Source organism: Pseudomonas sp. MF6767, from assembly GCF_016405475.1.
GTDB classification, from domain to species: Bacteria; Pseudomonadota; Gammaproteobacteria; order Pseudomonadales; family Pseudomonadaceae; genus Aquipseudomonas; species Aquipseudomonas paracarnis.
Map to the genome: position 1 here is coordinate 166,909 of NZ_JAEKCY010000011.1, position 24,333 is coordinate 191,241.

Sequence of the window (24,333 nt, forward strand, 5' to 3'; positions counted from 1 at the left end):
TGTTGAGATCCATTCCCATATGCCATGGGCGGCGGAACACCCGAGGAGTCATCTATTGAGCACGCAGGTTGCCAAGAACGCCCGAGAGCTGTTGCTCAAGGAATACCGTGGGGCGCTCGCCACACAGTCCAAAGCCATGCCCGGCTTTCCCTTTGGCTCGGTGGTGCCCTACTGCCTGGACGAGCAGGGCCGCCCGCTGATCCTGATCAGCCGCATTGCCCAGCACACCCACAACCTGCAAAGAGATCCCAAGTGTTCGCTGTTGGTGGGTGAGCGCGAGGCCGATGATGTGCAAGCCGTGGGGCGCCTGACCTACCTGGCCGAAGCCGAGAAGCTGGAAGACCCGGCCGTCATCGAAGCTGCGGCCGAGCGCTACTACCGCTACTTCCCTGATTCGGCCAACTACCACAAGGCCCACGATTTCGATTTCTGGGTGCTCAACCCCGTCCGTCACCGTTACATCGGTGGGTTTGGCGCGATCCATTGGGTCGACCAGTTAACCTTGGCCAACCCGTTTGCGGGCAAGGCCGAGCGCAGCATGATCAAGCACATGAACAGCGATCACACCAAGGCCATCGCCCATTACGTCGACCTCGGCGGTTTGCCGACCAGCGAGCCGGCACAGCTGGCCGGCATCGACAGCGAAGGCATGCACTTGCGTATCGGCCAATCCTTGCACTGGTTGCCTTTCGAGACGCCTTGCAACACACCGACACAAGTACGCGAAGCCCTGGTTTCATTGGCTCACGCCGAGGTGTGGCCGAAAAAAACCACGGTTGACGCTTGAATTTACACAACGGCGACGTCATCTAAGGTGGACTGGCAAGGCATTCTTGCGTTGAGGAACCATTTGATGCGCCCTTTTTTATTGCTCTTTCTGCTGTTCCCGGTGCTGGAGCTGTTCGTATTCGTTAAAGTCAGCGGTGCGATCGGGTTTTTCCCGGCGCTGTTGCTGATCATCGTAGGCTCCATGCTCGGCGTCCTGGTGCTGCGTGTCGCCGGCCTGGCGACCGCGTTGCGTGCCCGTGAAAGCCTGAACCGCGGCGAACTGCCGGCCCAGACCATGCTTGAGGGCCTGATGATGGCCCTGGCCGGTGGCTTGCTGATCCTGCCGGGCTTTATCAGCGACGTGCTTGGCCTGGTGCTGTTGCTGCCATTCACCCGCAAGCTGCTGGCCGGCAAAATGCGCCAGCGTGCTGAAGAGGCGGCGATGCGCCAGCGTGCGTTCGCCGACGACCTGCAACCCCGTGGTGGCCCGGCTCCACGCCAACCCCTGGGGCGTGAAGGTGATGTGATCGAAGGCGAGTTCGAACACCGCGACCCTAAGTAACCGCTTCACTGGCACGGCACCTTCGGGTGCCGTGTTGCATTTACCCTTGAGCCGACACAAAAAATTTCATCCTCGGCCCCTTGTAATAAGCCTGGGCGCCCTTATGTAACGGTCACCGCAAGGTTTCTGGTGGTGACACTAGACAGACTTCCGCGTCTCGCCCAGCGAGCCGCGACCGGCACCGCCGGAATTTAACCCGCCGGATTGAACCGGCCGATGAAAAACACAATTAGGAGAGATCGACAATGAGCAAGCTTCGTCCTCTGCACGACCGCGTCGTCATCCGTCGCAGCGAAGAAGAAAAGAAAACCGCTGGCGGGATCGTTCTGCCAGGTTCGGCTGCTGAAAAAGCCAACCACGGTGTGATCGTCGCTGCTGGCCCAGGCAAGACCCTGGAAAACGGTGAAGTACGTGCGCTGGCCGTGAAAGTGGGTGACAAGGTTGTTTTCGGCCCTTACTCCGGCAGCAACACTGTGAAAGTCGACGGCGAAGACCTGCTGGTAATGGCTGAGAACGAAATTCTCGCTGTACTGGAAGGCTGATTTCCCCGCTCATTTTCCCGTTACTACAAAGTATTTAAGGAATATCGATCATGGCTGCTAAAGAAGTTAAATTCGGCGACTCCGCCCGCAAGAAAATGCTCACTGGCGTCAACGTGCTGGCTGACGCAGTAAAAGCGACCCTGGGCCCGAAAGGCCGTAACGTGATCATCGAGAAGAGCTTCGGCGCTCCGACCATCACCAAGGACGGCGTTTCCGTAGCCAAAGAGATCGAACTGGAAGACCGTTTCGAAAACATGGGCGCGCAGCTGGTCAAAGACGTTGCCTCCCGTGCCAACGATGACGCAGGTGACGGTACTACCACCGCAACCGTACTGGCTCAGTCGATCGTCAACGAAGGCCTGAAGGCCGTTGCTGCCGGCATGAACCCGATGGACCTCAAGCGCGGCATCGACAAGGCGACCATCGCCATCGTCAAAGAGCTGAAGAACCTGTCCAAGCCATGCGCCGACACCAAGGCCATCGCTCAGGTAGGCACCATCTCTGCCAACTCCGACAGCTCCATCGGCGACATCATTGCCGAAGCCATGGAAAAAGTCGGTAAAGAAGGCGTGATCACCGTTGAAGAAGGCTCGGGCCTGGAAAACGAACTGTCGGTTGTAGAAGGCATGCAGTTCGACCGTGGCTACCTGTCCCCGTACTTCGTCAACAAGCCGGACACCATGGTTGCCGAACTGGACAGCCCGCTGATCCTGCTGGTCGACAAAAAGATCTCCAACATCCGCGAAATGCTGCCAGTGCTGGAAGCCGTTGCCAAAGCCGGCCGCCCACTGCTGATCGTGGCTGAAGACGTTGAAGGCGAAGCCCTGGCGACTCTGGTTGTGAACAACATGCGTGGCATCGTCAAGGTTGCAGCCGTCAAGGCTCCAGGCTTCGGCGACCGTCGCAAGGCCATGCTGCAGGACATCGCCGTTCTGACCGGCGGTACCGTTATCTCCGAAGAGATCGGCCTGAGCCTGGAAAGCGCCACCCTGGAAAACCTGGGTAGTGCCAAGCGCGTGACCCTCTCCAAGGAAAACACCATCATCGTTGACGGTGCTGGCGTTGAAGGCGACATCGAGTCCCGTATCGCTCAGATCCGTGCCCAGGTTGCCGAGACTTCCTCGGACTACGACCGTGAAAAACTGCAAGAGCGCCTGGCCAAGCTGTCTGGCGGTGTTGCAGTGATCAAGGTTGGCGCTGGCTCCGAAGTTGAAATGAAAGAGAAGAAGGCCCGCGTTGAAGACGCCCTGCACGCAACCCGTGCAGCCGTTGAAGAAGGCGTGGTACCTGGCGGTGGCGTTGCGCTGATCCGTGCTCTGGAAGCCCTGACTGACCTGACCGGCGACAACGCTGACCAGAACGTTGGTATCGCTGTACTGCGCCGTGCCGTTGAAGCACCGCTGCGCCAGATCGCTGCCAACTCTGGCGATGAGCCAAGCGTTGTGGTCAACGAAGTCAAGAACGGCAAAGGTAACTACGGTTACAACGCTGCGACTGGCGTGTACGGCGACATGATCGAAATGGGCATCCTGGATCCAACCAAGGTGACTCGTTCCGCGCTGCAAGCAGCATCCTCCATCGGCGGTCTGATCCTGACCACCGAAGCTGCGATCGCTGAAGCACCGAAGAAAGAAGGCTCGGCTGGCGGCGGTATGCCAGACATGGGCGGCATGGGTGGCATGGGCGGCATGATGTAAGCCAGCCTACCCGGCGCTTTAAAAAGCCCCGCCTGCAGTGATGCAGGCGGGGCTTTTTTATGCACGGCTTGCCTTCCTCTGTAGGAGCGAGCTTGCTCGCGAAAAACGTCAACGGTAAAGCGTGCTTGCTGAGTAAACGCGGCGCCTGTGCGTTTTTCGCGAGCAAGCTCGCTCCTACAGGAGAATGCGATTAGGCCGGTACAGCAACAAGCAATACAGCCCGAGGCAGATCAGCCAGCAAAAGATCGCTGTCCACACATTGTGGGAAAAGAAATGCGCCCCTTGCAGCATACGGCTGACTGAAAACACGCTGCCCAGGCTGACTGCAAAGATGAACGCGTAGCGCGCCAGCCGCGGCCGTCGATCCCGCAAGGCAAAGAACCAGGCGAACAAGGCGAACCCGGTGGCGGCATGTCCGCCGGGCCAGCAACGGCCGGGTTTATCGGTAGGTGGGCGCGGGCTGAGCAGTTCACTGTAGGTTTCCTGGCCGCCGAACTCCTTGAGGCTCCAGGGGCATTGCACGGCGGTGATGGTTTTCAATGGCGACACGAACGCCGTCGCCATTCCCAGCGACAGCACCAGGCACACCAGTTCACGGCGGTACGGCTTGAGTCGCTGCAGCATGAAGCTGCCGACCAGGCCCAGAATCGCCAGCACCGAAAACAGGATCACCAGTTGCTTGGCACGGTCATGCAGGATGTCTTCAAGGAAGAAGCTATAGCGGCCAATGAAGCCGCCAGCCTCTGCACTGTAGAAAAGCCTGGCCAGGTCCATGTCCAGTGACGTCAGCTCCAGCAACAGCAAGGCCACTGCAGCGCTGGCAGGCAGGCCCAGGCACAGCCAAAAATCAAGCGGTTTGGAAACCGGTAAAGAGGAGGGGGATTTCATCTCGAACCTTGGTAAAAAAGCCCCGCGCTCACCTGCGCGGGGCTTTTTGATTAGCGTTTGCTTAAGACTGGTGCCTCTTCCTTGGGCGCTTTCCAGTTCAGCAGTTGCTGTTTGTAGTCGTAACTGGCGGCCTGGTAGTAGGTGATCGCCCGTTGAATCAAGGGGTCATCGCTACCGACGCGCAGCTCCTGGCTCTCGCCCAGGGCCTGGTCGTGGCGACGCAAGCCTTGGCGCGGGCTGAGGATTGCCAGGTCCTTGCCATCAAACAGACCCAGGTGCTGGTAATTGCCCACCACCACCCGTGGAGGTAATGGGTTGTCTTGCAGCAGGTTGCGGCCAAAGAATGTCGATTCGTAGCTCAGGTTGAGCAGGCCCAACAAGGTTGGCGCCAGGTCGATCTGGCTGGACAGTTGGGCGGATTCCCGTGCGTCGATCAGCTTGGGCGCGTAGATAAACAGCGGGATCTGGTAGTTGGTGATAGGCAAGTCTTCCTTGCCCGCGCTGCCGGCGGTGTGGTCGGCGACGAACACGAAGATCGTGTTATCGAACCACGGCTTCTGGCGCGCTGCCTCAAGGAACTGGCCGATGGCGTAGTCGGTGTATTTCACCGCGCCGTCGCGGCCCTTGCCGGATTTGATGTCGATGCGCCCGTCCGGGTAGGTATAAGGACGGTGGTTGGAGGTGGTCATCAGTTGCAGCAAGAACGGCTGTTGCTTGGCGTAGTCGGCGTCGGCCAGTTTCAAGGTCTGTTTGAACAGGTCTTCGTCGGCCATGCCCCAGGCGTTTTTGAACGAGATCTCCGACTCTGGCACGCTGCTCTGGTCCACCACCCGATAGCCGTTGCCGCTGAAGAACGCGTTCATATTGTCGAAGTAACCGCGCCCGCCATAGACAAACACGCTGTCATAGCCAATGGCCGAGAGCTGTTGCCCCAGGCTGGCGAACCCGCTTTCGCGGCCGATGCGCTTGACGATCGAACGGCCCGGCGTCGGCGGGATTGCCAGGGTAATGGCTTCCAGGCCGCGGTCGGTGCGCGTACCGGTGGCGTAGAAGTTATTGAAGTACAGGCTCTGTTGGCGCAACGCATCCAGATTGGGCGTGAGGTTGCGCGCATCGCCATTACTGCCCATGTACTTGGCGCTGAAGCTCTCGATGGTCACCAGTACGATGTTGGGCTTGCGCAGTGTGCCGGGGTTGGTGATGGCTCGGCGAATATCCAGCGGGTCCTGGTCGATAAAGTGGGCGTTGGGTTCACTCAGTTCGGCGCGCAACTGCTTGGCGACGACGTCGGTCGGCAGGCTTTTGTAAAACTGGGTGTAGTCCAGTTCGTTGTTACGGAACGCGGCGAAGAACTGATAGGGGCCATTGCTGGCCAATTCGTTGTTGTACGCGTTGCCGCCTTGGGTGCGCGGGCTGTCCTGGCTGACCAGTTGCAGGCTGAGGCCGGCGAGCACCAGCAGGCCCAGGGCGTTGATCACACGGCCACGCAGTGCAGGCAATGGCGCTGCCATCGCGGCATTGAAGGGTTTGCGCAGAGCCACGCTCAGAATCAACGCCAGCATTGCCAGCAGGCTCAGCAGCTTGCCGATCGGATAAGACTCCAGCAGGTTGTTCAGTACCTCATCGGAGTACACCAGGTAATCGACGGCGATAAAATTGAAGCGCACGCCAAACTCATCCCAGAACAACCATTCGGCTACCGAGGTGAACAGCATGGCGAACAGGCTGACGGTCAGCACCGCTTGCAGGAACCAGCGATGGCCACGGCGGCGCCACAGGGCGGGTGGGCATAGCAGCAAATACAGGCCAAGCGGCAAGGCTGCATAGGCGAGGAAGGCCAGGTCGTAGAGCACACCTACGCCAAACACCGGCAGCAGGTTGCCGCCGACTTCATCCAGGTGAGTGATGAGCAGCACACTGCGGGTGAGCAGGAAAACCACTAACCAGGCCCCGGTGATCAACAGCAAATAACGCATTGGCGCGGTTTTGAAAAAACCCATGTCTATGTTCCTTAGATCAATGGGGGGCGATCTTCTTCCTGAGGCTGTAGTCAGTTTGTGAAGCTATAGTGAAAAACTTGTTTGGCTCTAAAAACAGTTGAAAAGCTTTATCGGCGGGGCTCTGCGCTCTATCCCTGAGCCCCGCTTGGCCTTAAGCTGCGCGAGCCAACACGGCCGTTACCGCGTACGGAGACACTGCCCATGCGAATTCTATTGGTTGAAGACAACCGCGATATCCTCGCCAACCTGGCCGATTACCTGGGGCTCAAAGGCTACACAGTGGACTGTGCGCAGGACGGTTTGTCGGGCCTGCACCTGGCAGCCACCGAGCATTACGACCTGATCGTGCTCGACATCATGTTGCCCGGCATCGATGGCTACACCCTGTGCAAACGCCTGCGCGAAGACGCGCGCCGCGACACGCCGGTGATCATGCTTACCGCTCGCGATCAACTGGACGACCGGCTGCAGGGCTTCAAGTCTGGCGCCGATGACTACCTGCTCAAACCCTTCGCCTTGTCGGAACTGGCTGCGCGTATCGAAGCGGTGTTGCGCCGTGCCCAGGGTGGCGGGCGTCGTGCCCTGCAAGTGGGTGACCTGAACTACGACCTCGATACGCTGGAAGTCACCCGCGAAGGGCGCTTGCTCAAGCTCAACCCCGTGGGCCTGAAACTGCTCGCCGTGCTGATGCAAAAAAGCCCGCACGTTCTGCGCCGGGAAATTCTCGAAGAAGCCCTGTGGGGCGACGACTGCCCGGACAGCGACAGCCTGCGCAGCCACGTTCATCAATTGCGTCAAGTGATCGACAAGCCCTTCGCCAAACCGCTACTGCAAACGGTGCACGGTGTGGGTTATCGCCTGGCCGAGGGTCGTGATGGAGTTTAAGCAAAGCCTTGCCCAGCGCATCATCATCGCCTTCGCCTTGATGAGTGCGTTGGTGGCGGGGGCCTTCGCCATCGGCATCATCGCGACGGTGCACCTGGTGGAGGAGAAGTTGATCTCGGCTGGCCTGGGGGGTGACCTGCAGCGCCTGTTGCTGATGGACAGCGTTGAAGACTGGAGCCACCGGCCAGAACCGGACCAGCTGTTCTATTTCAGCGGCGGGCGTGGCGATTTTGAACTGCCCAAGGATCTGCGCCATCTGGACCCGGGGTTCCATGAGGTGTTTCGCGAGGCGCTGTCGTACCACGCCATGGTCGAAGTGGTCGACGGCCGGCGTTATGTATTGCTGCAAGACCAGAGCGATTTCGAAGAGCGTGAGCGCGTGCTGTTTGCGGTGGTGCTGGTGGGGTTCGTACTCAGCCTGGCGCTGGCGGCGTTCCTCGGCTGGGTGCTGGCCCGCAAGGTGATGGCGCCGGTGGTACGCCTGGCCCGTCAGGTCCGTCATCGTGACCAACTGTTGGGCCTGGCACCGCCCCTGGCGCCGGATTACGCCGCCGATGAAGTGGGCGAACTGGCGGTGGCGTTCGACGCCACCTTGGGTCGTTTACGCCAGGCGCTGTCACGTGAGCAATTGTTTACCAGCGATGTGAGCCATGAGTTGCGCACGCCCTTGATGGTCCTGGCCAGCTCCTGCGAACTGTTGCGCGAAAACCCGGCCATCGATCAGCGCGGTCGCAATCAGGTAGAACGAATTGCCCGTGCCTGTGAAGAAATGCGCGAACTGGTGCAAACCTTCCTGATGCTGGCCCGCGCCAAACACGACGACGCCGCCAGTTCGCCCCAAGGCAACCTCACCCAGGTGGCCGAGGACCTGCTCGGTATCTGGCGCGAGCCCATCGAGAAAAAAGGCCTGACGTTGATCTACCTGCCAGGCAACCCCCTGGACACCTGCTACAACACCACCTTCTTGCATGCGGTGATGGGCAACCTGCTGCGCAACGCACTGCATTACACCGAGCACGGGTTTATCCGCCTGACCCTGGAGCCCAGTGGTTTCACGGTGGAGGACTCCGGTGTCGGCATCCCCGAAGAGAAGCGCGAAGCGATGTTCGAGCCGTTCGTGCGCGGTAGCGAGAAGCGTGGCGAGGGCCTTGGCCTCGGCTTGTCACTGGTGCAGCGGATCTGCGAAAGCCAGGGTTGGAGCGTGAGCCTGAGCACCATGGAGCCTAATGGCTGCCGTTTTCATGTGGAGATCAACCCAGTCAAAACCTGACCATTCAGTCTGTCGTTTTGCTGATGCAGACTGCGTGCTTTTCGGCGAAGATGGCCCGGTGCTACTGAATGTTTCTGTAAAGTCTTGAAATGTATGCAATTGGACAGGACAAGATTTTCACAACGAGTTGACCTGTTGATCACAGTTCGCTGCTTAAGGTCGTAGGCATCAGTTACTGGAGACGTAAGATGCCTTCCCCGATCAAGCTGGAATTTTCTGATAAGTACGACGATCAACACGCCCAGAAATATTTGCTCAAGCATCAGGACAATCTGGCTCGCCGGTTGTCCCACAAGCGCGACGAGCAGTTGGCGCGCGGTGCGCTGGCCATGGCCGGCGAGCCGGGGCTGGTGTTGGACCTGCCGTGTGGCGCTGGACGTTTCTGGCCGTTGCTGGCCGAAAAACCCAACCGTTTGATTATCGGAGCTGACAATTCGGCGTCGATGTTGAAGATCGCCACCGCTGCCCAACCGGCAGATGTGGTGAAACGGGTACGCCCTTTGCAGACCTCTGCCTTTGATATCGATTTGCCAGATAACTCCGTCGACAGTATTTTCTGCATGCGCTTGATGCACCACATCGGTGATCCAGAGCACAGGCTGACAATACTTCGCGAGTTTCAACGTGTTACCCGCGACAGCGTGATTATTTCGCTGTGGGTAGACGGCAATTTCAAGGCCTGGAAGCGCAAGCGCAGCGAAGTGCGTCGTCGCAAAAAAGGTGAGCAAGAAGGTTACCAAAACCGGTTTGTGTTACCGGCTGCTACTGTCGAGGCAGAATTCGAGCAGGCCGGTTTCCGTGTTCAGGAATCCCTGGACTTCATACCGCTCTACGCCATGTGGCGAGTGTATGTATTGCGCAAGAGGTAACAGGATGGCAGTTGAGTGCGTAGTAGGCAGTCATGTAGCTCCCGAAGAACGATTTGATTTTTTCTGGCGTCAACAGGGTGAGTGGGTTGAAGAACCCAACCGCCGACGTGGTGGTGAAAGTGGCGTGCAACGGGTGATGAGCCCTAATGGCCGTTTGCTCTATTGCAAGCGCCAGACCGGCCACATTTACCGCAGCTGGCTGCACCCTTTTGGGCGTCCGACCGTGCTGCGTGAGCGTGATGCCCTCAAAGGCCTGCGTTTGCTGGATGTGCGTGTGCCGGAACTGGTGTTTTGCGAAGCACGTCGCGACCCGGAGCACCAATGGAAAGCCCTGTTGGTCACCGCGTCCCTGGACGGTTTCGACGAGATTGAAAACTGGTACGCCGCCGGTGGCCGCGAACAGTATGGCGAGGCGGTCCACGAGCGCCTGCTGCAAGAGTTGGCCGGCACCTTGGCCCGTATGCACAAAGGCCGCTGGCAACACGGTTGCCTGTATATCAAGCACATTTTCGTGCGGGTGACCGGTGAGCCTGATGCGGCGACTGTGGAAGTGGCCCTGCTGGACTTTGAGAAATGCCGCCAGCGCCTGACCGCTTATCGGGCCGCGTCCCACGACATGCTGCAATTGCGTCGCCATTCGTCGTGGAATGATACCGACTGGAAAAAACTCAGCTACTTTTACGAGACGGCGTTTGGCAGCGCTATCAAGGGTTTAACCAGATGAAGCTAGAAATAGCACGAGGTTTGTTTCTGGTCGGGGCATTGGGTGTTGCAGCCCTGGCCCTGGCGGTATGGGAACAACCTCGTACACAAGTGTTGAGTGCGGTAGACGGTGGCGGGCAATGCCTGCTGCCACGCATTGCCAAGACGAGTGTGGCGGCCAAGCCCGACCATGAACTGTTGTTATTCATGTTCGGCATGTCTCAAGCGATGAGGCCGCAAAGTTGAAACGATTCAAACCCCCGAGAAGGGCCTTGCGATGCGAGGCCCTTTTTTTACGCCTGATGCTTTAACTGTAGGAGCGAGCTTGCTCGCGAAAAAACCTGAGCACAGCGCGTATTCACGATGGACGCGGTCATGATCGTTCCCACGCTCTGCGTGGGAATGCCTCTTGAGACGCTCTGCGTCTCGTCCGTTAGCGCCAGTGACGCAGAGCGTCACGGGTTGCATTCCCACGCAGAGCGTGGGAATGATCAGCCATTTTGATGTCGTCGGTCTTTAGACCAGGTGCAGGTGGTTATCCCAGAACCCCGCCGGTAACTCCAGTGGTGTTGCCAGTAACTTTTCCTGGCGGCAGTCATAGAAGCGGCAACGCCCCTGACCGGATGTCACCACAAACCCATCCGCCACCGCACCCACCCCCGCACAGTCAGGCAAGGGCCCATCCAGGCGCAGTTCGGCGGTGTCCATGTCCCAGATAAAAAAGCGATTGCCCCGCGGTGCTGTCAACGCCACCAGGCGCAGTTCGCTATGCACCGCCACGCTGGCGGTGTAATGCCCCATCGCCTGCAACTGTTCATCCGCCACTGGGAACGCCACGAACGGCTGCCCCGGGCGCTTGATCGCCAGCAACTCGGAACGCTCCTGGGACGGGCCCATGAACTGTTGCCCGGTGAGGATGGTGCCATCGCTGGCGATGCCCATGTGCCGCACGCTGTTCATCTGCTGGGCCAGGGTTTCCTTGCTGATCAGGCTGCCGTCGCGCCGCATCAGCACCAGGCTCGGCTCCATGGCATTGAGGTTCATCTCTACCCGGCTTTCGGCTTCGGTACGAATGCCACCGTTGGCCACGATCAGCGTCTCGCCGTCGGGCATCCACGAGACTTGATGCGGGCCGATGCCGTGGGTAGATATCTCGCCGCTGTGCACCAGCCGCTCACCTTCAAACTTATACACACCCAACAGGCCGCGGCCAGGGTCGGAGGTGTCGTTCTCGGTGGCGTACAGCCAGTCACCGCTCTTGTGGATCACCGCATGGCCATAGAAATGGCGGTTGGCGTTCGAGGTGATGGTTTGCAGCAGCCTGCCATCGCGCAGGTCGATCAGGTAACTCTCGGTGCCTGGGCGACGGGCGACGAACAACGCAATCGGCAACGTCGGGTGGTTGATGATGTCATGGCAGCGCTGGCCGACCTGGGTTGCAAATACCGGCTTGCCGTCCAGGCGATAGCCGACAGCGTAGTGCTTGCCGTCGGCGTCATCGCGCGCCGACAGCAGCAGCGGGCCTTTGTCTTTGTGCTTGAACAGCGTCCAGCCACCCAAGGTGATAGCGCTGAGCAGCACGCTGCCCACCGCCAAAGCCTGTCGCCTGAGCATCATCAGTCACCGTCGTTGGCGTTGAAGCCCAGTTGTACGCCCAGCGCCTTGGCCAGTTCACCTTCATGCAGGCGGTGGACTACGTTGAGGCTGTCGTAGATGTCGTTGAGTTGCTGGCGCCCGACGTCGTCGTTCAACAGTTCGTTGAGGGTGCGCTGGTTGCTGGCGAACAGTTTCAGCGACGCTGCGTAGGCGGCGTCGATTTTCTCGGCCAGTGGCTTCTGGTCCGCCGGCAGCAGGCCACGCAGGCCTTTGTTATCGACGCCTACCCACACGGTCTGAGCCGCGGCGAGGCTGGCTTCCAGGCTCTGCAGGGACGACTGGCTGCGCCAGGCATCGGCCTGGAACGGTTGCGGGATGCCCTTGGTCTGGCGGCCCATTGGGGTGCCGAGTTTTTTCTTCAGGGTGTCCAGGGCGGTCACTTGCACGCGCAGCAGATCGGCGATGGCTTCGTGGGAATCAGCGTAGCGCTGGTTCGGAAACTTGGTCATTTGCGCGAGCATACCGTCGGTGCTGTTCCAACTGGCCAGGATCTCTTCGGCCAGGACTTTCTGGCGCTCGCCGATAGCCATCAGCAACGGGCAATAGCGGGCTTTCTGGGCTTCGTCGGCGACGTCGGGCTTGGCGTCGTAGAGGATGTATTCGTAGGCCGACAGGCCCTGCACCACCACGCTGGATTTCGCCAGGGCCGCGGCGTCGATCTGCGGCTGTGCACTGACCAGTTGCTCGACCTGGCGGCCGACCAGGTTCTTCTTGTCTGGCCAGAACTGCACCTGCCACGCCCGGTTGCCTTCGGCCAGCGGGCCGATCAGCAGCGGTTGCAACTCGGCCCAGGCTTTTTGCGCGTGCAGGAAGTCGGCGCGGGCGGTGTCCAGGCTTTCCTTGCCTTGGCAGTAGGCCAGGGCGCTGACGGCCAGTTGACGGTCGGCCTCAACCCAGCGGCTATAGGTTGGCAGGATCACTTGTTTGGCGATGGCTGCCGAGGTCACTGCTTGCGGGTCTTGGGGCGAGCAAGCGCCCAAGGCCAGGGCGGCGAGGCTGGTGAACAACAACTTGGGACGAAACATGTCGAGCTCCCTTCTGTAAGTGGGGCAAAGCTTATAAAGAATTCAGGAACGCCAGCAACGCGGCACGCTGCTCGGCATTGAACGACAACACATGTTGCTGCGCCGCTTGAGCTTCACCGCCATGCCACAGCACGGCTTCAAGCAGGTTGCGGGCGCGGCCGTCATGCAGGAACTGGGTGTGACCACTCACGGTTTGCGTCAGGCCGATACCCCACAGCGGCGGGGTGCGCCAGTCGCGGCCGGTGGCTTTGAATTCGCTACGGTTGTCGGCCAGGCCTTCGCCCATATCGTGCAGCAGCAGGTCGCTGTAAGGGCGGATCAACTGGTTGGCCAGTTCAGGTTCGGCGGCATTGGCGGCGGTGGTGAAGCTGGGCTTGTGACAGCCTTGGCAACCGGCCTGGTAGAACAGGTTCTTGCCGGCCAGCACTTGCGGCGTATCAACGTCCCGACGTGCGGGCACCGCGAGGTTGCGGGTGTAGAACAGCACCAGGCGCAGAATGTTATCGCTGACTTCCGGTTCACCCTGCGGGCCATTGCCGTTGGGCGCCTGTTTGCAGGCCACTTGGGCGTCGGTGCAGTCATCGAAGGGTCTCAGGGACGTGGTGAGGCCCATATCACCAGAAAACGCGTGAACGTTTTGTTGATTGAGGTTGGGCTGCCCGGCTTTCCAGCCAAAACGCCCGAGGACAGTTTTGGCCTGAGCGTCATCCCAGACCCAATTGGCGCGGCCCAGGATGGCCTCTTTGTCGGCGGTCTTGGGGTCGGTGTTGCGCAGGATATCGGCATCGCTGATCGCTTCGAGCAGGCCCAGGCCGATCATCGGCGGGGCGATACGCGCCGAGAAGCGTGTGTCGGGGTGCATCGGGCCGTAGCCGAGTTGGGTGATCTGCAGGTCGGGCTTGCGTAATTCAACGAGCGTGCCGTCCTTGAACCTGACGTTGACCGGTGTGTAGTCGACCCGCACCTTGCCTTCCGGCGCAATGCCAGGCACCGCCATGTCCTGGAGTTGCCCGCCGTAGACCGGCTCGGGTACCACGCCGATCTGTTCGATGAGCTTGGCGTAGGCGGGCTGCTCTGTAATAGAGGGATGGATGGACAGGCGCACCAGCATCGATACGGCATTGGGCGCGTCGGGCAGTGGCGGGTGGCCACGGCCATCCTTGATATGGCAGTTCTGGCAGGCGTTGGTATTGAACAGCGGGCCCAGGCCATCGCGCGCCGTGGTGGTGGACGGCGCAATCACCCACGGGTTGCGAAAGAAACTGTTGCCGACGCTGAAGTCCAGGCGCCGCGTCGGCGCCAGGTTGGCCGAGGGCAAGGAAAAGGCGTTCTGGTCGCGCTTGTTTACCGTCGCCGCGCCACCGGCCCGCGATTCACCCGGCTCTGCTTTCGTGAAGCGAGGGGCGTCATCGCAAGCAGTCAGGCTTAAAGCCATCAACGCTGCAGGCAGGTACAAAAGCGCACGGAACATCGAGATTCCTGGACGAGGGCAGAAAATTAAGGCGCAAAGTCTAACAGGGCAGGGCAGATTGAATAAGAGCAATTATCGTTTGGTGGCATCCCGATTCTTTCCCGCTAGAATGGCTGCACATTTTTTTATGGAGGTGGCCAATGCAGGCTCTCGACGCTTTGCTCAACCGTGTTTCCGTGCCCCGTTTGCTCGACCCGGCACCGACCCAGGAGCAGCGCGACCTGCTGTTCGCCGCCGCCATGCGCGCGCCCGATCACGGTCAACTGCGCCCGTGGCGTTTCCTCACCGTGGAAGGCGCAGCCCGTGAACAGATGGGCACGCTGTTGGCCGAAGCCGCTCGTCTGCAAGACGCCGACGCACCGCAAGCCGCCATCGACAAGGCCCAGAACGGCCCGCTGCGTGCGCCGCTGGTGGTGGTGGTGATTGCACGTGTGCAAGAGCATTTCAAAGTGCCCAAGTCCGAGCAGTTGCTGGCCGCCGCCTGTGCGGCCCACGGCATTCTGCTGGCGGCGTATGCCCAGGGTATTGGTGCGGTGTGGCGTACCGGCGAATTGTCCTACTCAGCCCATGTCGCTAAAGGCCTGGGGTTGGCGGCGAATGAAGAAGTGATTGGCTTTCTCTACCTGGGCACGCCGCAGAACCCACCGCGTACGGCGCCGAAGGAAGACCTGACGCCGTTCGTCCAGGCCTGGCCCGGCCGGTAATTCACCACTGCCCTGCTCTATATGTAGGAGCGAGCTTGCTCGCGAAGAACTCAAAGGCGCCGCGTTTATTCAGGAAGCACGCGTTATCGTTGACGTTTTTCGCGAGCAAGCTCGCTCCTACAGGGGGCAATGTTTCAGAACCGAGTCAGACCCTGAACTGATCCATCAACTTCATCTGCTGGCTGGCCAGCGCATTGAGCTGGCTACTGATCGCCGCCGACTCGGTAGCCTGGCCGGTCAGGGTTTCGGTCACGGTGCGAATCGCCGAGACGTTGCGGTTGACCTCTTCGGCCACCGCGCTCTGCTGTTCGGCCGCGCTGGCGATTTGCAGGTTCATGTCGCTGATCACGGTGACCGCGTCGCTGATCTTGCCCAGGGCTTGCACGGCTTGATGGATCTGCCCGGCATTGCTCTGCGCCTGGTGCTGACTGGAGTGCATGGTCGCCACGACGCCACGGGTGCCGCTCTGGATACGCTCGATCACCAGGCGGATTTCTTCCACCGAGTCCTGGGTGCGTTTGGCCAGGTTGCGCACCTCGTCGGCCACCACCGCAAAACCACGTCCGCTTTCCCCGGCACGTGCCGCTTCAATCGCCGCATTCAACGCCAGCAGGTTGGTCTGTTCGGCAATGCTGCGGATCACCTCCAGCACTGAACCGATTTGCTCGCTGTTGACCGCCAGGGCTTCGACTTCGCCCACGGCTTTGCTGACTTCGTCGGCCAGGGTGGTGATATCGCGGGTGCTCTGCTCGATGATCGACATGCCTTCGCGGGCCGACTGGTCGGCACCGCGTGCCGCGCTGGCGGCATTGGAGGCGCTGTTGGCCACGTCGTGGGCGGTGGCGCTCATTTCGTTCGACGCGGTGGCGACCTGGTCGATTTCACGGAACTGCACCTGCATGCCTTCGCTGGTCTGGCGCGCAATGGCGGACGACTGATCGGCCGTCCCGCGGGCTTCGGTAATGCTTTGCTTGATCTGCGCAATGGTCGGCTGCAGTTTGTCGAGGAAGCGGTTGAACCAGTTCACCAGCTCGCCCAGTTCGTCTTTCTTGGCATAGGCCAGGCGTTGGGTGAGGTCGCCGTCACCGCTGGCGATGTCCTTGAGCATGGCGGCCACGCTATTGATAGGGCGGGTCACGCCAGTAGCGGTCAGCCAGATCAACAGCAAGCCCAGCAGGCCAGCGGCGGCGGCCACCAGCAGGGCTTTGAGCGTGCCCGTTGCCTGGGCCTCGTCGAGTACGGCTTGCAGTTTTTCGTTGTCGGCCAGCATCACCGCTTTGGGCAGCTTGATCACCACGCCCCAGGATTTGGCACCGGCAATCGGCTTGAGCGGGTACACGGCACGAATGGTGTCGTCCTGTTCACGGATAACAGGCCGGTCATTGGCCAGTAGTTGCACGATCTCTTTGCCTTCGGCGCCGATACTGTCGATCAGGTTCTTGCCGACTTTGGCTGGTTCACCGCTGTAGGCGGCGATCAGGCCGGTGCTGGACAGAATCTCCAGGTGGGCGGCACCGTTGAACAGGTCTTTCTGCGCAGCATCGGTGGTCGCTTGCAGGGCGGTGAGGGCGATGTCCACGCCGACCACACCGATGACTTTGCCGTCGACGATCAGCGGCAGGGAAATGGTGGTCATCAGCACCGGTTTGCCGGCCACCGTGTCTTCGTACGGGTCCAGCAGGCACGTACTGCGCGTGTCTCGTGGGCAGGTGTACCAGATGTTGTAGGGCGTGCCGCTGAGGTTGAGGGTGGTCTTGGTCAGGTCATCTTCGACCATGATGGTGTTCTGGCCTTCGCCGCCAGCACGACTCCAGTAGCTGGAAAACCGGCCTTTTTCATTGGAGACGCGTGCCTTGTCGTCGATGAATTCGCTGTCCTTGCCATCCAGCCCGTTGGGTTCGAACGACAACCAGATGCCCAGCACTTTGGTGTTGCGCTCGAACGCGGTTTTGACGCTGCGGTTGAGCTCTTCACGCAGGGCCCCGGCTTCAAGGGAACGCTGGATGCCCAACTGACGCAGGTCTTTGATCTGGTCGGCCAGGGCTGTGACCACCAGCAGGTTTTCGCCGAAGGTCTGCTGCAAGTGGCCGGCCTGTTCGGCCGCTTTGGATTGCAGCAACTGCTCCACGCTGGCGGTGAGCATTCGTGAGCTTGAATCACTGACCAGCCGATCGTTCTGGTTGGTGTTGTAGATATTGATGCCGACCACCAGTGCAATCACACCCAGCAGACACAGGCCGGACAGCAACACGATTTTCAAGCGGATGGAGAGGGTGTCGAACATAGGTTCACTCACGAATGGACTTGTTGGAATGCACGCAGAAGAGCCAAGTCCATTCGGCGCCGTACCTGAAACATCGGCGTTACAAATCAATTCATGAGCAATAGGCGATGAGCGGTAGGAAAATGCCTACACCGGCCGTTATACGGGGCGTGCGAGCTGCTCGGGGCGGGACCAGATCCACAGGTTGCCCAGGCTCATTCCGGCAATTGCCAGGTACACCGGCCAGCCGTGATCGAGCATCACCAGCATCAGCACGGCGCACAGCAACATGCTCACGGTGGCGCTGACCTTGGCGCGGCGGGCGATGATCTTGCCATTGCGCCAGTTGGACAGGATCGGCCCGAACAGGCGGTGGTTTTCCAGCCAGGCGCTGAGGCGCGGCGAGCTTTTGGTGGCGGCCCAGGCGGCGAGCAAGATGAATTCGGTGGTGGGCAACCCCGGTATGACAATCGCCACCAAGCCGATCCCCAGGCTCACGTAGGCCAGCAGGCCAAAGAGGACTTGGGCGATTTTGGAGGAGGATTGGGGTTTGCCGGTCATGCTGCAGTTTTCTGGTGGGAAGGTTTACACATTATCAGCCATGAAATGCACCCAAGTGTGGGAGCTGGCTTGCCTGTGATTGCGGTGTATCAGGTTAAACATCTGGCGCTGACCCACCGCCATCGCAGGCAAGCCAGCTCCCACATTGAACCGCTGTCTACCAGAACACTTACGCCAGTTCTGGGGCGCTAGCGTACGCCTGTTCCAGCAACACGGTGAAGCGCACAAACGCATCAATCGCGCCTTTTTCCACGGCAGCTTCTTCTTCGGCACTGAATGCCAGGCCGTCGAGGGTGCGGGTGAAGCTTTTCCAGCCCTCGGCGCGACCACCGGCCGGCTCGCCCAGGTGGCGGGCACCGAAGGTTTCGCTCAGGCCCAGGCCCACGGCGCGCTTGATCAGGAACGCAGCGCCCAGCTTGGAGCCTTCGGAGACGAACAGCCAGCCCAAAGCTTCGGCTTTGCTGGGGTTGTTCACCGCACCGGCAACCGGGGCCGGGGTTTCGGTGTCCAGGTCTGCCAGGTCGAGCTTGGCGGCTTCGGCGCGGCAGCGGGCGGCCAGGTCAGGGATGACCTGGTTCAGCTCGGCATCGTTGTACAGGGCCACCAGTTCCGATTGGAACAGGTACTGGGCCACTACGAAGCGGGCGAAGTTGGCTTGGGTTTCGAACGGCGCGTGAGCTTTCACCAATGCGTCGAGCTTGGTGTGCGGCTCGTTGGTGATCTGGTTCAGGCGTTGGGAGCGCAGGCTTGGACGTTCTGCGGTGGAAGAAGTGGTCATGAAAAAAATCCTTGAGAAGAGAAGCGCCTGGGCGCCCTGAAGAGAGCTGTTATCAACTAGACGAACAAGAAGACGCGGCACAGTAAAAAATCCTCACCTCGCCGCGGATGCAATGGCGGCGAGGTGAGGCGGAAGGGTCAGATGTCCCAGATCACGTTGATCGCAAAGTTGCGACCGGGCTGGGTCAGGCGGTCGAGGTTGGCCGGGCCGGTCACACCGGCTTCGCCGACGCTGTCGTAGCTGCGCACGTCATCCCAGTTCCAGTACTTCTTGTCGGTGAGGTTGTAGAGGCCACCGTTGACGGTCACGTCTTTGCTCACCTTGTAATAAGCGGTCAGGTCGAGGATGCCGAAGCCCGGGGTCTTGAACGGGCCGTCGGTGCCGCCGTCGGGCGCGTGGAAGGTGGTGCTGTCGACGCGGTCCTGTTTTTTCACCAAGGTCCAGCTCACCAGGCCACCGTAGTTGTCCTGGTCGTAGCCCAGGCCAAACACGCCCTTGAGCGGGTTGACGCTGTTCAACGGCTCGCCATTGTCGTCGTTGCGACCGTAGGTGTAGGCAACCGAGCCTTGGGTATACAGGCCCTTCGGCGCGCCGAAGGTATCCAGGTTCAGGCGGCCCTTGGCTTCCACGCCCTTGACGGTGGCGCGCTTGATGTTGACCGCCTTGAATTGCTCCACGGTGCCGCCGACCACGGCGTTGTCTTCGTCGATAAAGTCACGGTACTTGTTGTAGTACACCGCAATATCGAAGGAGCCTTCGTCGAATTTGCCGCGAATCCCGGTTTCGATGCCTTTGCTGGTTTCTGGCTTGAGGTCGGGGTTGGGTTCGACGGTGTAGCCCAGGTTGAGGTTTTCGAAGCGACCGTACAGCGCTTTGGCAGACGGCGTACGGAAGCCCTCGGCGTATTGACCGAACCAGGTGTAGTTGTCGGTCAGGGCATAGGTGAGGCCGAACTTGGGTGTTACGCGGTTCCAGGTCTTGTCTTTGCCATCGACGGTATAGGCGCCGGTCGGGTTGACGGTGTTGAGGAATTCCTGGGTCAGCTTGGGCTTGAGCCGGGTGTAGTCATAACGCACGGCAGGCAGGAAAGTCCATTTGTCCCAGGTGATCTGGTCCTGGGCGAACAGCGAGTAGGTGTTGATGGTTGGGTCGGGGAAGTCGCTGGCCTTCTTCACGCTGTCGCTCGCTTGCGGGCTCGGCGCGCCGATGGCGGTGCAGCCGGCACCAATGGCCAGGCACGAGGCTGAGCCTTCGCGTGAACCGGTGACTTTCTGCTGCTTGAGGGTGGTGCCGTAGGTCACTTGGTGGTCGGTTTCGCCGAGGCTGAAGGCCTTGTCCAGTTGCGCGTCGAAGACCCACTGCTTCTCTTCGTAAAGGGTGTCGCGGGTACGCAGGACGCGACGGCCGGCCTGGTAGATTTCGGCGGTGGTCTGGTCGGTCTTGGCGATCTGGTAGTTGAGGCTGGTCTTGATGCGGTCGGCAATCGGCGACTCCAGGGCGAAGGTGTTTTCCAGGCCGAAGCGCTCGCGGGTAATGGTGTCGTTACCGCGACGGTCGCGGTACAGGTTCATGCCCCGGCCACCGATGAACGGACCGCCCACTGCGTTTTTCAGATTGACGTCGCGGTCATCCTTGAACTTCTCGTAGGTCAGGCCCAGGCGGTTGTCATCGCCATAGTTCCAGCCCAGCTTGGCCAGCACGTTGGTGGTGCGCGCATCTTCCGGGTTGGCGCCGGTACGGGCCAGGCCGGTGGCGTTGTTGCCATCGTAGGATTCCGTTTCGTGGCCATTGCGCTGGCTCAGGTGCAGCAAACCGTCGAAGTCTTGCACACGCCCGGCGAAGGTGCCGGAGGTCAGCCAGCTCTCGTCGGCGGAGCTGTAGCCGGTCTTCAGGCGGGCACCGACGTCCTGGCCTGGCTTGATGATGTCATCCGGGTCGAGGGTGAAATAACTCACCGCGCCGCCGATGGCGCTGCTGCCGTACAGGGCCGAGGCCGGGCCGCGCAAGATCTCCACGCGCTTGACGATTTCCGGGTCGACGTAATTGCGGCGGGTCTTGGCGTAAGGGCCGTTGAAGAAATTGTCCGGCACTTCGACGCCATCCACCTGGGTGAGGACGCGGTCGCCGTCGATGCCACGAATGTTGTAGCCCGCGTTACCCGAGCGCGTACCGGCGCCGCCGACGGAGACGCCGGGTTCGTAGCGCACCAGTTCACGGATGTTGTTGACGTTCTGGCGGTCCAGTTCTGCGCGGTCGTGCACGCTGACGGTGCTCGGTACGCTGTTCACATCCTGTTCATTGCGAGTGGCGCTGATGGTCACCTGTTGCAGGGCGAGGGCGCTGCCGGCGCTACGTTTTTCCAGCACGATGTTGTTGGTGCCCAGTTTGCGATAGCTCAGGTTGGTCCCCACCAACAGCCGGTCCAGGGCTTTTTCCGCTGGCAGCGGGCCGCGCACGCCAGGGGACGATACGCCCTGGCCCAGTTCGGCCGGCAGGCCTACTTGCCAGCCGGTCACTGCGGTGAAAGCGTTGAGTGCCGACACCAATGGCTGCTGTTCGATGCTGAACGTGTAATTGGCGTGGCTGCGAGCGGCAGGTTCCGCGGCGGTGGCGCTCATGACGGGCGCACCAGCCAGCAGGATCGCGGCGGTCAGCAAGGACAAAACGGGCGAAGCAGACCGGCGGTTGAAACGAGAGGACATCGAGAGCGCTCCGGGATACGAATCTTATAGTTGCGAACCGAACCAAATAGGAATCAGTTGCATTGGCTATAACGAGACGTATCGCCGGTTAACATCGAGTAAAAATAATTCTCATTTAGTTCAGGATCACCAGCGCCGGGTACTCCGACAGCTTGGCCGAGGTGATGTGGGCCAGGGAGCGCACCACGTCCAGGGGCTGGTCGAGGCGGTAGTTGCCGGTGACGGCGACGCTGGCCAACTGCTCGTTGTTGTTGACGATCCAGCCTGGGTAATAGCGGCGCAGCTCAGCCAGCACTTCGCTCATCGGGCAGTTTTCGAACACTAGCCGGCCCTGCACCCAGGCCAGGTCCTTGCTGGGATCGAGCTTGGCCGGTTGGCCGAAACCCTTGGGGCCGATGCGGATGCTTTCACCGGCGCTCAGGCGCACGCGGGCATCGTCGAAAGTGTTGCTCAGGTCGACATCGCCGCGCTGCACTTGAACCTGGGCTTCGCCATTGAGGTAGCGCACGGCAAAGGCGGTGTCACGCACGCTGGCGCGCACCGGGCCGGCGTCTATTTCCAGGGGCAGGCCACGGGTGGGCGCTATTTCAAAGAACGCTTCGCCCTGGTACAGGCGGGCAATGCGCTGGTGGTGGTTGATGGTGCTGGAAAATGCCGAGTTGGTGTTCAACAGTACCTTGGAGCCATCGTCCAGTTGCAGGCGCTGGCGCTCGCCGACCACCGTCAGATGGTCGGCCTGCAAACGCACCGGCAGGTTGCTGAAACTGAACAGGCCGACCAGTAACACGGCGGCGGTGGCCAGGGGTTTCCAGTGCGGTCTGATCCGGCGCCAGCCGCTGGGCTTGCGCGGTGCGGCGAGGGCCACGGCGGCGCTGTGTACCGGCGCGTCACCCCAGGCGGCCTGGGCCTTGCTGAAGGCGTGGACATGCGCCGGGTCCTGGGCCAGCCAGGCGTCGAACGCGGCCTGCTGCCCAGGTTGCGGGCACTGCAAGGCGATCAGCCAATCGAGGGCTTGGTCCATGGCCGCGTCTTGCAACACCTCATGAGCCAACGCATGGGGGCGCAGTTTATTCGGGTCCGTCACGGTGTTCCTCGGGTCTTCGCCACGTTCTATTCATTTTTCCTACAGCTTGGATCGACACCTCTGTCGGGTGAAGCTTAAGGCTGATCCAGCCGTTCGGCCACACCCACACAGATAGCCATGATCAATTTGAGTTCCTTTTGCACCGTGCTCAAGGACACACCCAACTGATCGGCAATTTCCTGATAGCTGCAACCGTGCAGACGGCTGAGGATGAAAATCCGCTGCTGGCGGGCGCTCAACTGGCCGAGGCTGACACTCAGGTGCTCCAGTAGCTGCTCGGCCTGGGTAGCTTCCTCAGGCGTGCTGGCCGGCGCGGCGACGCTTTGCAGGACATCCAGCGGGACATCCTCCTGCAGGGTACGCGCCTGAATCCTGCGCGAACGCAAGTGATCCAGCGCCAGGTTGCGCGCCGTCTGGTAGACAAAGGGTTCAAGGTGGTCGATTGGCCGCTCGCTGAGGGCCCGAGTCACGCGCAGGTAGGTTTCCTGCAACAGGTCCTCGGCGGTGCTGTGGTTATGCACCATGCGTTGCAGAGTTCGTAGCAGGATCACCCGTTGGGTGAGGAAGACGTGGTTGAAGCGAGATTGGCTCACAGTGATACCAGACCGATTTGCAGTTAATGATAATGCTTATCATCAACTGAAATGGCAAGTGGCACTTTGAGATGCCTTGGAGATTGTGCCGCTCGTTCCCATGCTCTGCGTGGGAACACATCCTGTGACGCTCCGCGTCACAACTTTAAGAGCAGGACGCGGAGCGTCCAGGGTGGCATTCCCACGCAGAGCGTGGGAACGATCTGGTCGATCTTGTGGAGTTACTCGGCGTTGCACAACGCCAGGCAGTTATCCAGCATACGGTTGGAGAAGCCCCACTCGTTGTCATACCACGCCAATACTTTGAGCAATTTGCCACTGACCTTGGTGTGATTGGCATCGAAGATCGACGACAGCGGGTTATGGTTGAAGTCGGTGGAAACCAGCGGCAGGGTGTTGTAGCCGAGGATCTTCGAATGCTGGCTGGCGTGTTTGAGCAGGGCGTTGACTTCATCGGCCGTGGCTTCTTTCTTCAACTGCACGGTGAGGTCTACCAGCGACACGTTGATCACCGGCACACGCACCGCCATGCCAGTCAGCTTGCCTGCCAGTTCCGGCAGCACCAGGCCCACCGCTTCAGCGGCGCCGGTCTTGCTCGGGATCATGTTCTGGGTGGCCGAGCGCGCGCGGTACGGGTCGGTGTGGTACACGTCGGTAAGGTTCTGGTCGTTGGTGTAGGCGTGGATGGTGGTCATCAGGCCGCTTTCGATACCCAGCTCGCGGTGCAGCACCTGGGCCACCGGCGCCAGGCAGTTGGTGGTGCACGATGCGTTGGAAATGATCTGGTGGGATTGACGCAAGATGTCATGGTTTACGCCATAAACCACAGTGGCATCCGCGCCTTTGGCCGGGGCCGAAATGATCACCTTGCGCGCGCCGGCGCTAATATGGGCGGCAGCCTTGTCACGGTCGGTGAACAGACCGGTGCATTCGAACACCACGTCAATCTTGTGCGCAGCCCACGGCAGGTCGGCGGGGTTGCGAATGGCACTCACGGCAATCCGGTCACCATTGACGGTCAGGCTTTCCTGATCGTGGGCAACCTCTGCGTCGAAAGTGCCGTGTACGGTGTCGTACTTGAGCAGGTGGGCATTGATCGAGCTGTCGCCCAAATCGTTGATGGCGACGATCTGCAGATCCTGGCGATAGCCTTGGGTATACAGTGCGCGCAGGACATTACGGCCGATACGGCCAAAACCATTGATTGCGATACGAAGAGTCATTGGAAGGTGCCTGTCGTCGATTTGTTGTAAGAATTACAAGATTATTCGCATAAAAATAGAAAACAAGCCTTTTTAGTGGCAATATTTTGT

At 60.4% G+C, this 24,333-nt stretch carries 22 protein-coding genes; 10 read left to right on the forward strand and 12 right to left on the reverse strand.

Annotation, left to right across the window (positions count from 1 at the left end; genetic code table 11):
* Positions 1-55: 55 nt before the first annotated feature.
* The 4 genes from JFT58_RS18600 to groL all read left to right on the forward strand — a co-directional run bounded on the left by JFT58_RS18600 (position 56) and on the right by groL (position 3,569).
* Positions 56-787 (forward strand): HugZ family pyridoxamine 5'-phosphate oxidase, encoded by a 732-nt coding sequence (locus JFT58_RS18600; RefSeq protein ID WP_054897669.1) that lies wholly within the window; start codon positions 56-58, stop codon positions 785-787.
* A gap of 66 nt (positions 788-853) precedes the next feature.
* A complete protein-coding gene (locus tag JFT58_RS18605) occupies positions 854-1,330 on the forward strand; it encodes an FxsA family protein (RefSeq protein WP_003193941.1) in 477 nt (158 codons plus the stop codon).
* Positions 1,331-1,575: 245 nt separating this feature from the next.
* Positions 1,576-1,872, forward strand: coding sequence for a co-chaperone GroES (locus JFT58_RS18610; protein ID WP_017846112.1), 297 nt, complete (start codon positions 1,576-1,578; stop codon positions 1,870-1,872).
* A 50-nt stretch (positions 1,873-1,922) separates the two neighbouring features.
* A complete protein-coding gene (gene groL, locus JFT58_RS18615; RefSeq protein ID WP_034128624.1) occupies positions 1,923-3,569 on the forward strand; it encodes a chaperonin GroEL in 1,647 nt (548 codons plus the stop codon).
* A 174-nt stretch (positions 3,570-3,743) separates the two neighbouring features.
* Here groL and JFT58_RS18620 read toward each other — a convergent pair whose 3' ends face one another.
* Both JFT58_RS18620 and JFT58_RS18625 read right to left on the reverse strand, forming a co-directional pair.
* The gene (locus JFT58_RS18620; protein ID WP_054897668.1) at positions 3,744-4,457 is read right to left on the reverse strand and encodes a phosphatase PAP2 family protein; all 714 of its coding nucleotides are present in this window, start codon (positions 4,455-4,457) and stop codon (positions 3,744-3,746) included.
* A 50-nt stretch (positions 4,458-4,507) separates the two neighbouring features.
* Positions 4,508-6,457, reverse strand: coding sequence for an LTA synthase family protein (locus tag JFT58_RS18625; RefSeq protein ID WP_054897667.1), 1,950 nt, complete (start codon positions 6,455-6,457; stop codon positions 4,508-4,510).
* A gap of 201 nt (positions 6,458-6,658) precedes the next feature.
* Here JFT58_RS18625 and colR point away from each other — a divergent pair, with 201 nt between their 5' ends.
* From colR to JFT58_RS18650, 5 genes are all read left to right on the forward strand, one after another.
* The gene (gene colR / locus JFT58_RS18630; protein WP_003208587.1) at positions 6,659-7,342 is read left to right on the forward strand and encodes a two-component system response regulator ColR; all 684 of its coding nucleotides are present in this window, start codon (positions 6,659-6,661) and stop codon (positions 7,340-7,342) included.
* Complete coding sequence (locus JFT58_RS18635) at positions 7,332-8,612, forward strand: sensor histidine kinase (RefSeq protein WP_198834489.1); 1,281 nt, start codon at positions 7,332-7,334, stop codon at positions 8,610-8,612. Before colR ends, JFT58_RS18635 begins: the two co-directional genes overlap by 11 nt.
* A 188-nt stretch (positions 8,613-8,800) precedes the next feature.
* Positions 8,801-9,481, forward strand: coding sequence for a class I SAM-dependent methyltransferase (locus JFT58_RS18640; RefSeq protein ID WP_198834490.1), 681 nt, complete (start codon positions 8,801-8,803; stop codon positions 9,479-9,481).
* A 4-nt stretch (positions 9,482-9,485) separates the two neighbouring features.
* A complete protein-coding gene (locus JFT58_RS18645; protein WP_014719763.1) occupies positions 9,486-10,205 on the forward strand; it encodes a lipopolysaccharide kinase InaA family protein in 720 nt (239 codons plus the stop codon).
* Positions 10,202-10,429, forward strand: a complete 228-nt coding sequence (locus tag JFT58_RS18650; protein WP_003193932.1) for a hypothetical protein — start codon at positions 10,202-10,204, stop codon at positions 10,427-10,429. Before JFT58_RS18645 ends, JFT58_RS18650 begins: the two co-directional genes overlap by 4 nt.
* Before the next feature lie 270 nt (positions 10,430-10,699).
* Here the strand turns inward: JFT58_RS18650 and JFT58_RS18655 are convergent, their stop codons facing one another.
* From JFT58_RS18655 to JFT58_RS18665, 3 genes are read right to left on the reverse strand one after another with little or no spacing between them, the layout of a single operon-like run.
* Positions 10,700-11,797 carry a DUF1513 domain-containing protein gene (locus JFT58_RS18655; RefSeq protein WP_032902721.1) on the reverse strand — a complete coding sequence of 366 codons (1,098 nt, stop codon included), beginning with the start codon at positions 11,795-11,797 and terminating at the stop codon, positions 10,700-10,702.
* Positions 11,798-11,799: 2 nt separating this feature from the next.
* A complete protein-coding gene (locus tag JFT58_RS18660; protein WP_054897663.1) occupies positions 11,800-12,864 on the reverse strand; it encodes an imelysin family protein in 1,065 nt (354 codons plus the stop codon).
* 31 nt (positions 12,865-12,895) lie between these two features.
* Complete coding sequence (locus JFT58_RS18665) at positions 12,896-14,335, reverse strand: di-heme oxidoreductase family protein (protein ID WP_054897662.1); 1,440 nt, start codon at positions 14,333-14,335, stop codon at positions 12,896-12,898.
* 140 nt (positions 14,336-14,475) lie between these two features.
* On the opposite strand from JFT58_RS18665, the gene JFT58_RS18670 reads away from it, so the two are divergent.
* Positions 14,476-15,039, forward strand: a complete 564-nt coding sequence (locus tag JFT58_RS18670; protein WP_038451385.1) for an NAD(P)H nitroreductase — start codon at positions 14,476-14,478, stop codon at positions 15,037-15,039.
* Between the two features lie 145 nt (positions 15,040-15,184).
* Here JFT58_RS18670 and JFT58_RS18675 read toward each other — a convergent pair whose 3' ends face one another.
* The 7 genes from JFT58_RS18675 to gap all read right to left on the reverse strand — a co-directional run bounded on the left by JFT58_RS18675 (position 15,185) and on the right by gap (position 24,243).
* Positions 15,185-17,323, reverse strand: a complete 2,139-nt coding sequence (locus JFT58_RS18675; protein ID WP_034128617.1) for a methyl-accepting chemotaxis protein — start codon at positions 17,321-17,323, stop codon at positions 15,185-15,187.
* A gap of 138 nt (positions 17,324-17,461) precedes the next feature.
* A complete protein-coding gene (locus tag JFT58_RS18680) occupies positions 17,462-17,863 on the reverse strand; it encodes a YbaN family protein (protein ID WP_014719757.1) in 402 nt (133 codons plus the stop codon).
* Positions 17,864-18,032: 169 nt separating this feature from the next.
* Complete coding sequence (locus tag JFT58_RS18685) at positions 18,033-18,641, reverse strand: biliverdin-producing heme oxygenase (protein ID WP_054897661.1); 609 nt, start codon at positions 18,639-18,641, stop codon at positions 18,033-18,035.
* Positions 18,642-18,778: 137 nt separating this feature from the next.
* Positions 18,779-21,343, reverse strand: a complete 2,565-nt coding sequence (locus tag JFT58_RS18690) for a TonB-dependent receptor (protein ID WP_034128615.1) — start codon at positions 21,341-21,343, stop codon at positions 18,779-18,781.
* A gap of 115 nt (positions 21,344-21,458) precedes the next feature.
* On the reverse strand, positions 21,459-22,427 hold the full coding sequence (locus JFT58_RS18695; RefSeq protein ID WP_054897660.1) for a FecR family protein: 969 nt from the start codon (positions 22,425-22,427) through the stop codon (positions 21,459-21,461).
* 74 nt (positions 22,428-22,501) lie between these two features.
* Entirely contained in the window at positions 22,502-23,020 is a 519-nt protein-coding gene (locus tag JFT58_RS18700) for an RNA polymerase sigma factor (protein WP_003193922.1), read from the reverse strand.
* A 221-nt stretch (positions 23,021-23,241) separates the two neighbouring features.
* Complete coding sequence (gap, locus tag JFT58_RS18705; protein WP_054897659.1) at positions 23,242-24,243, reverse strand: type I glyceraldehyde-3-phosphate dehydrogenase; 1,002 nt, start codon at positions 24,241-24,243, stop codon at positions 23,242-23,244.
* Positions 24,244-24,333 lie beyond the last annotated feature (90 nt).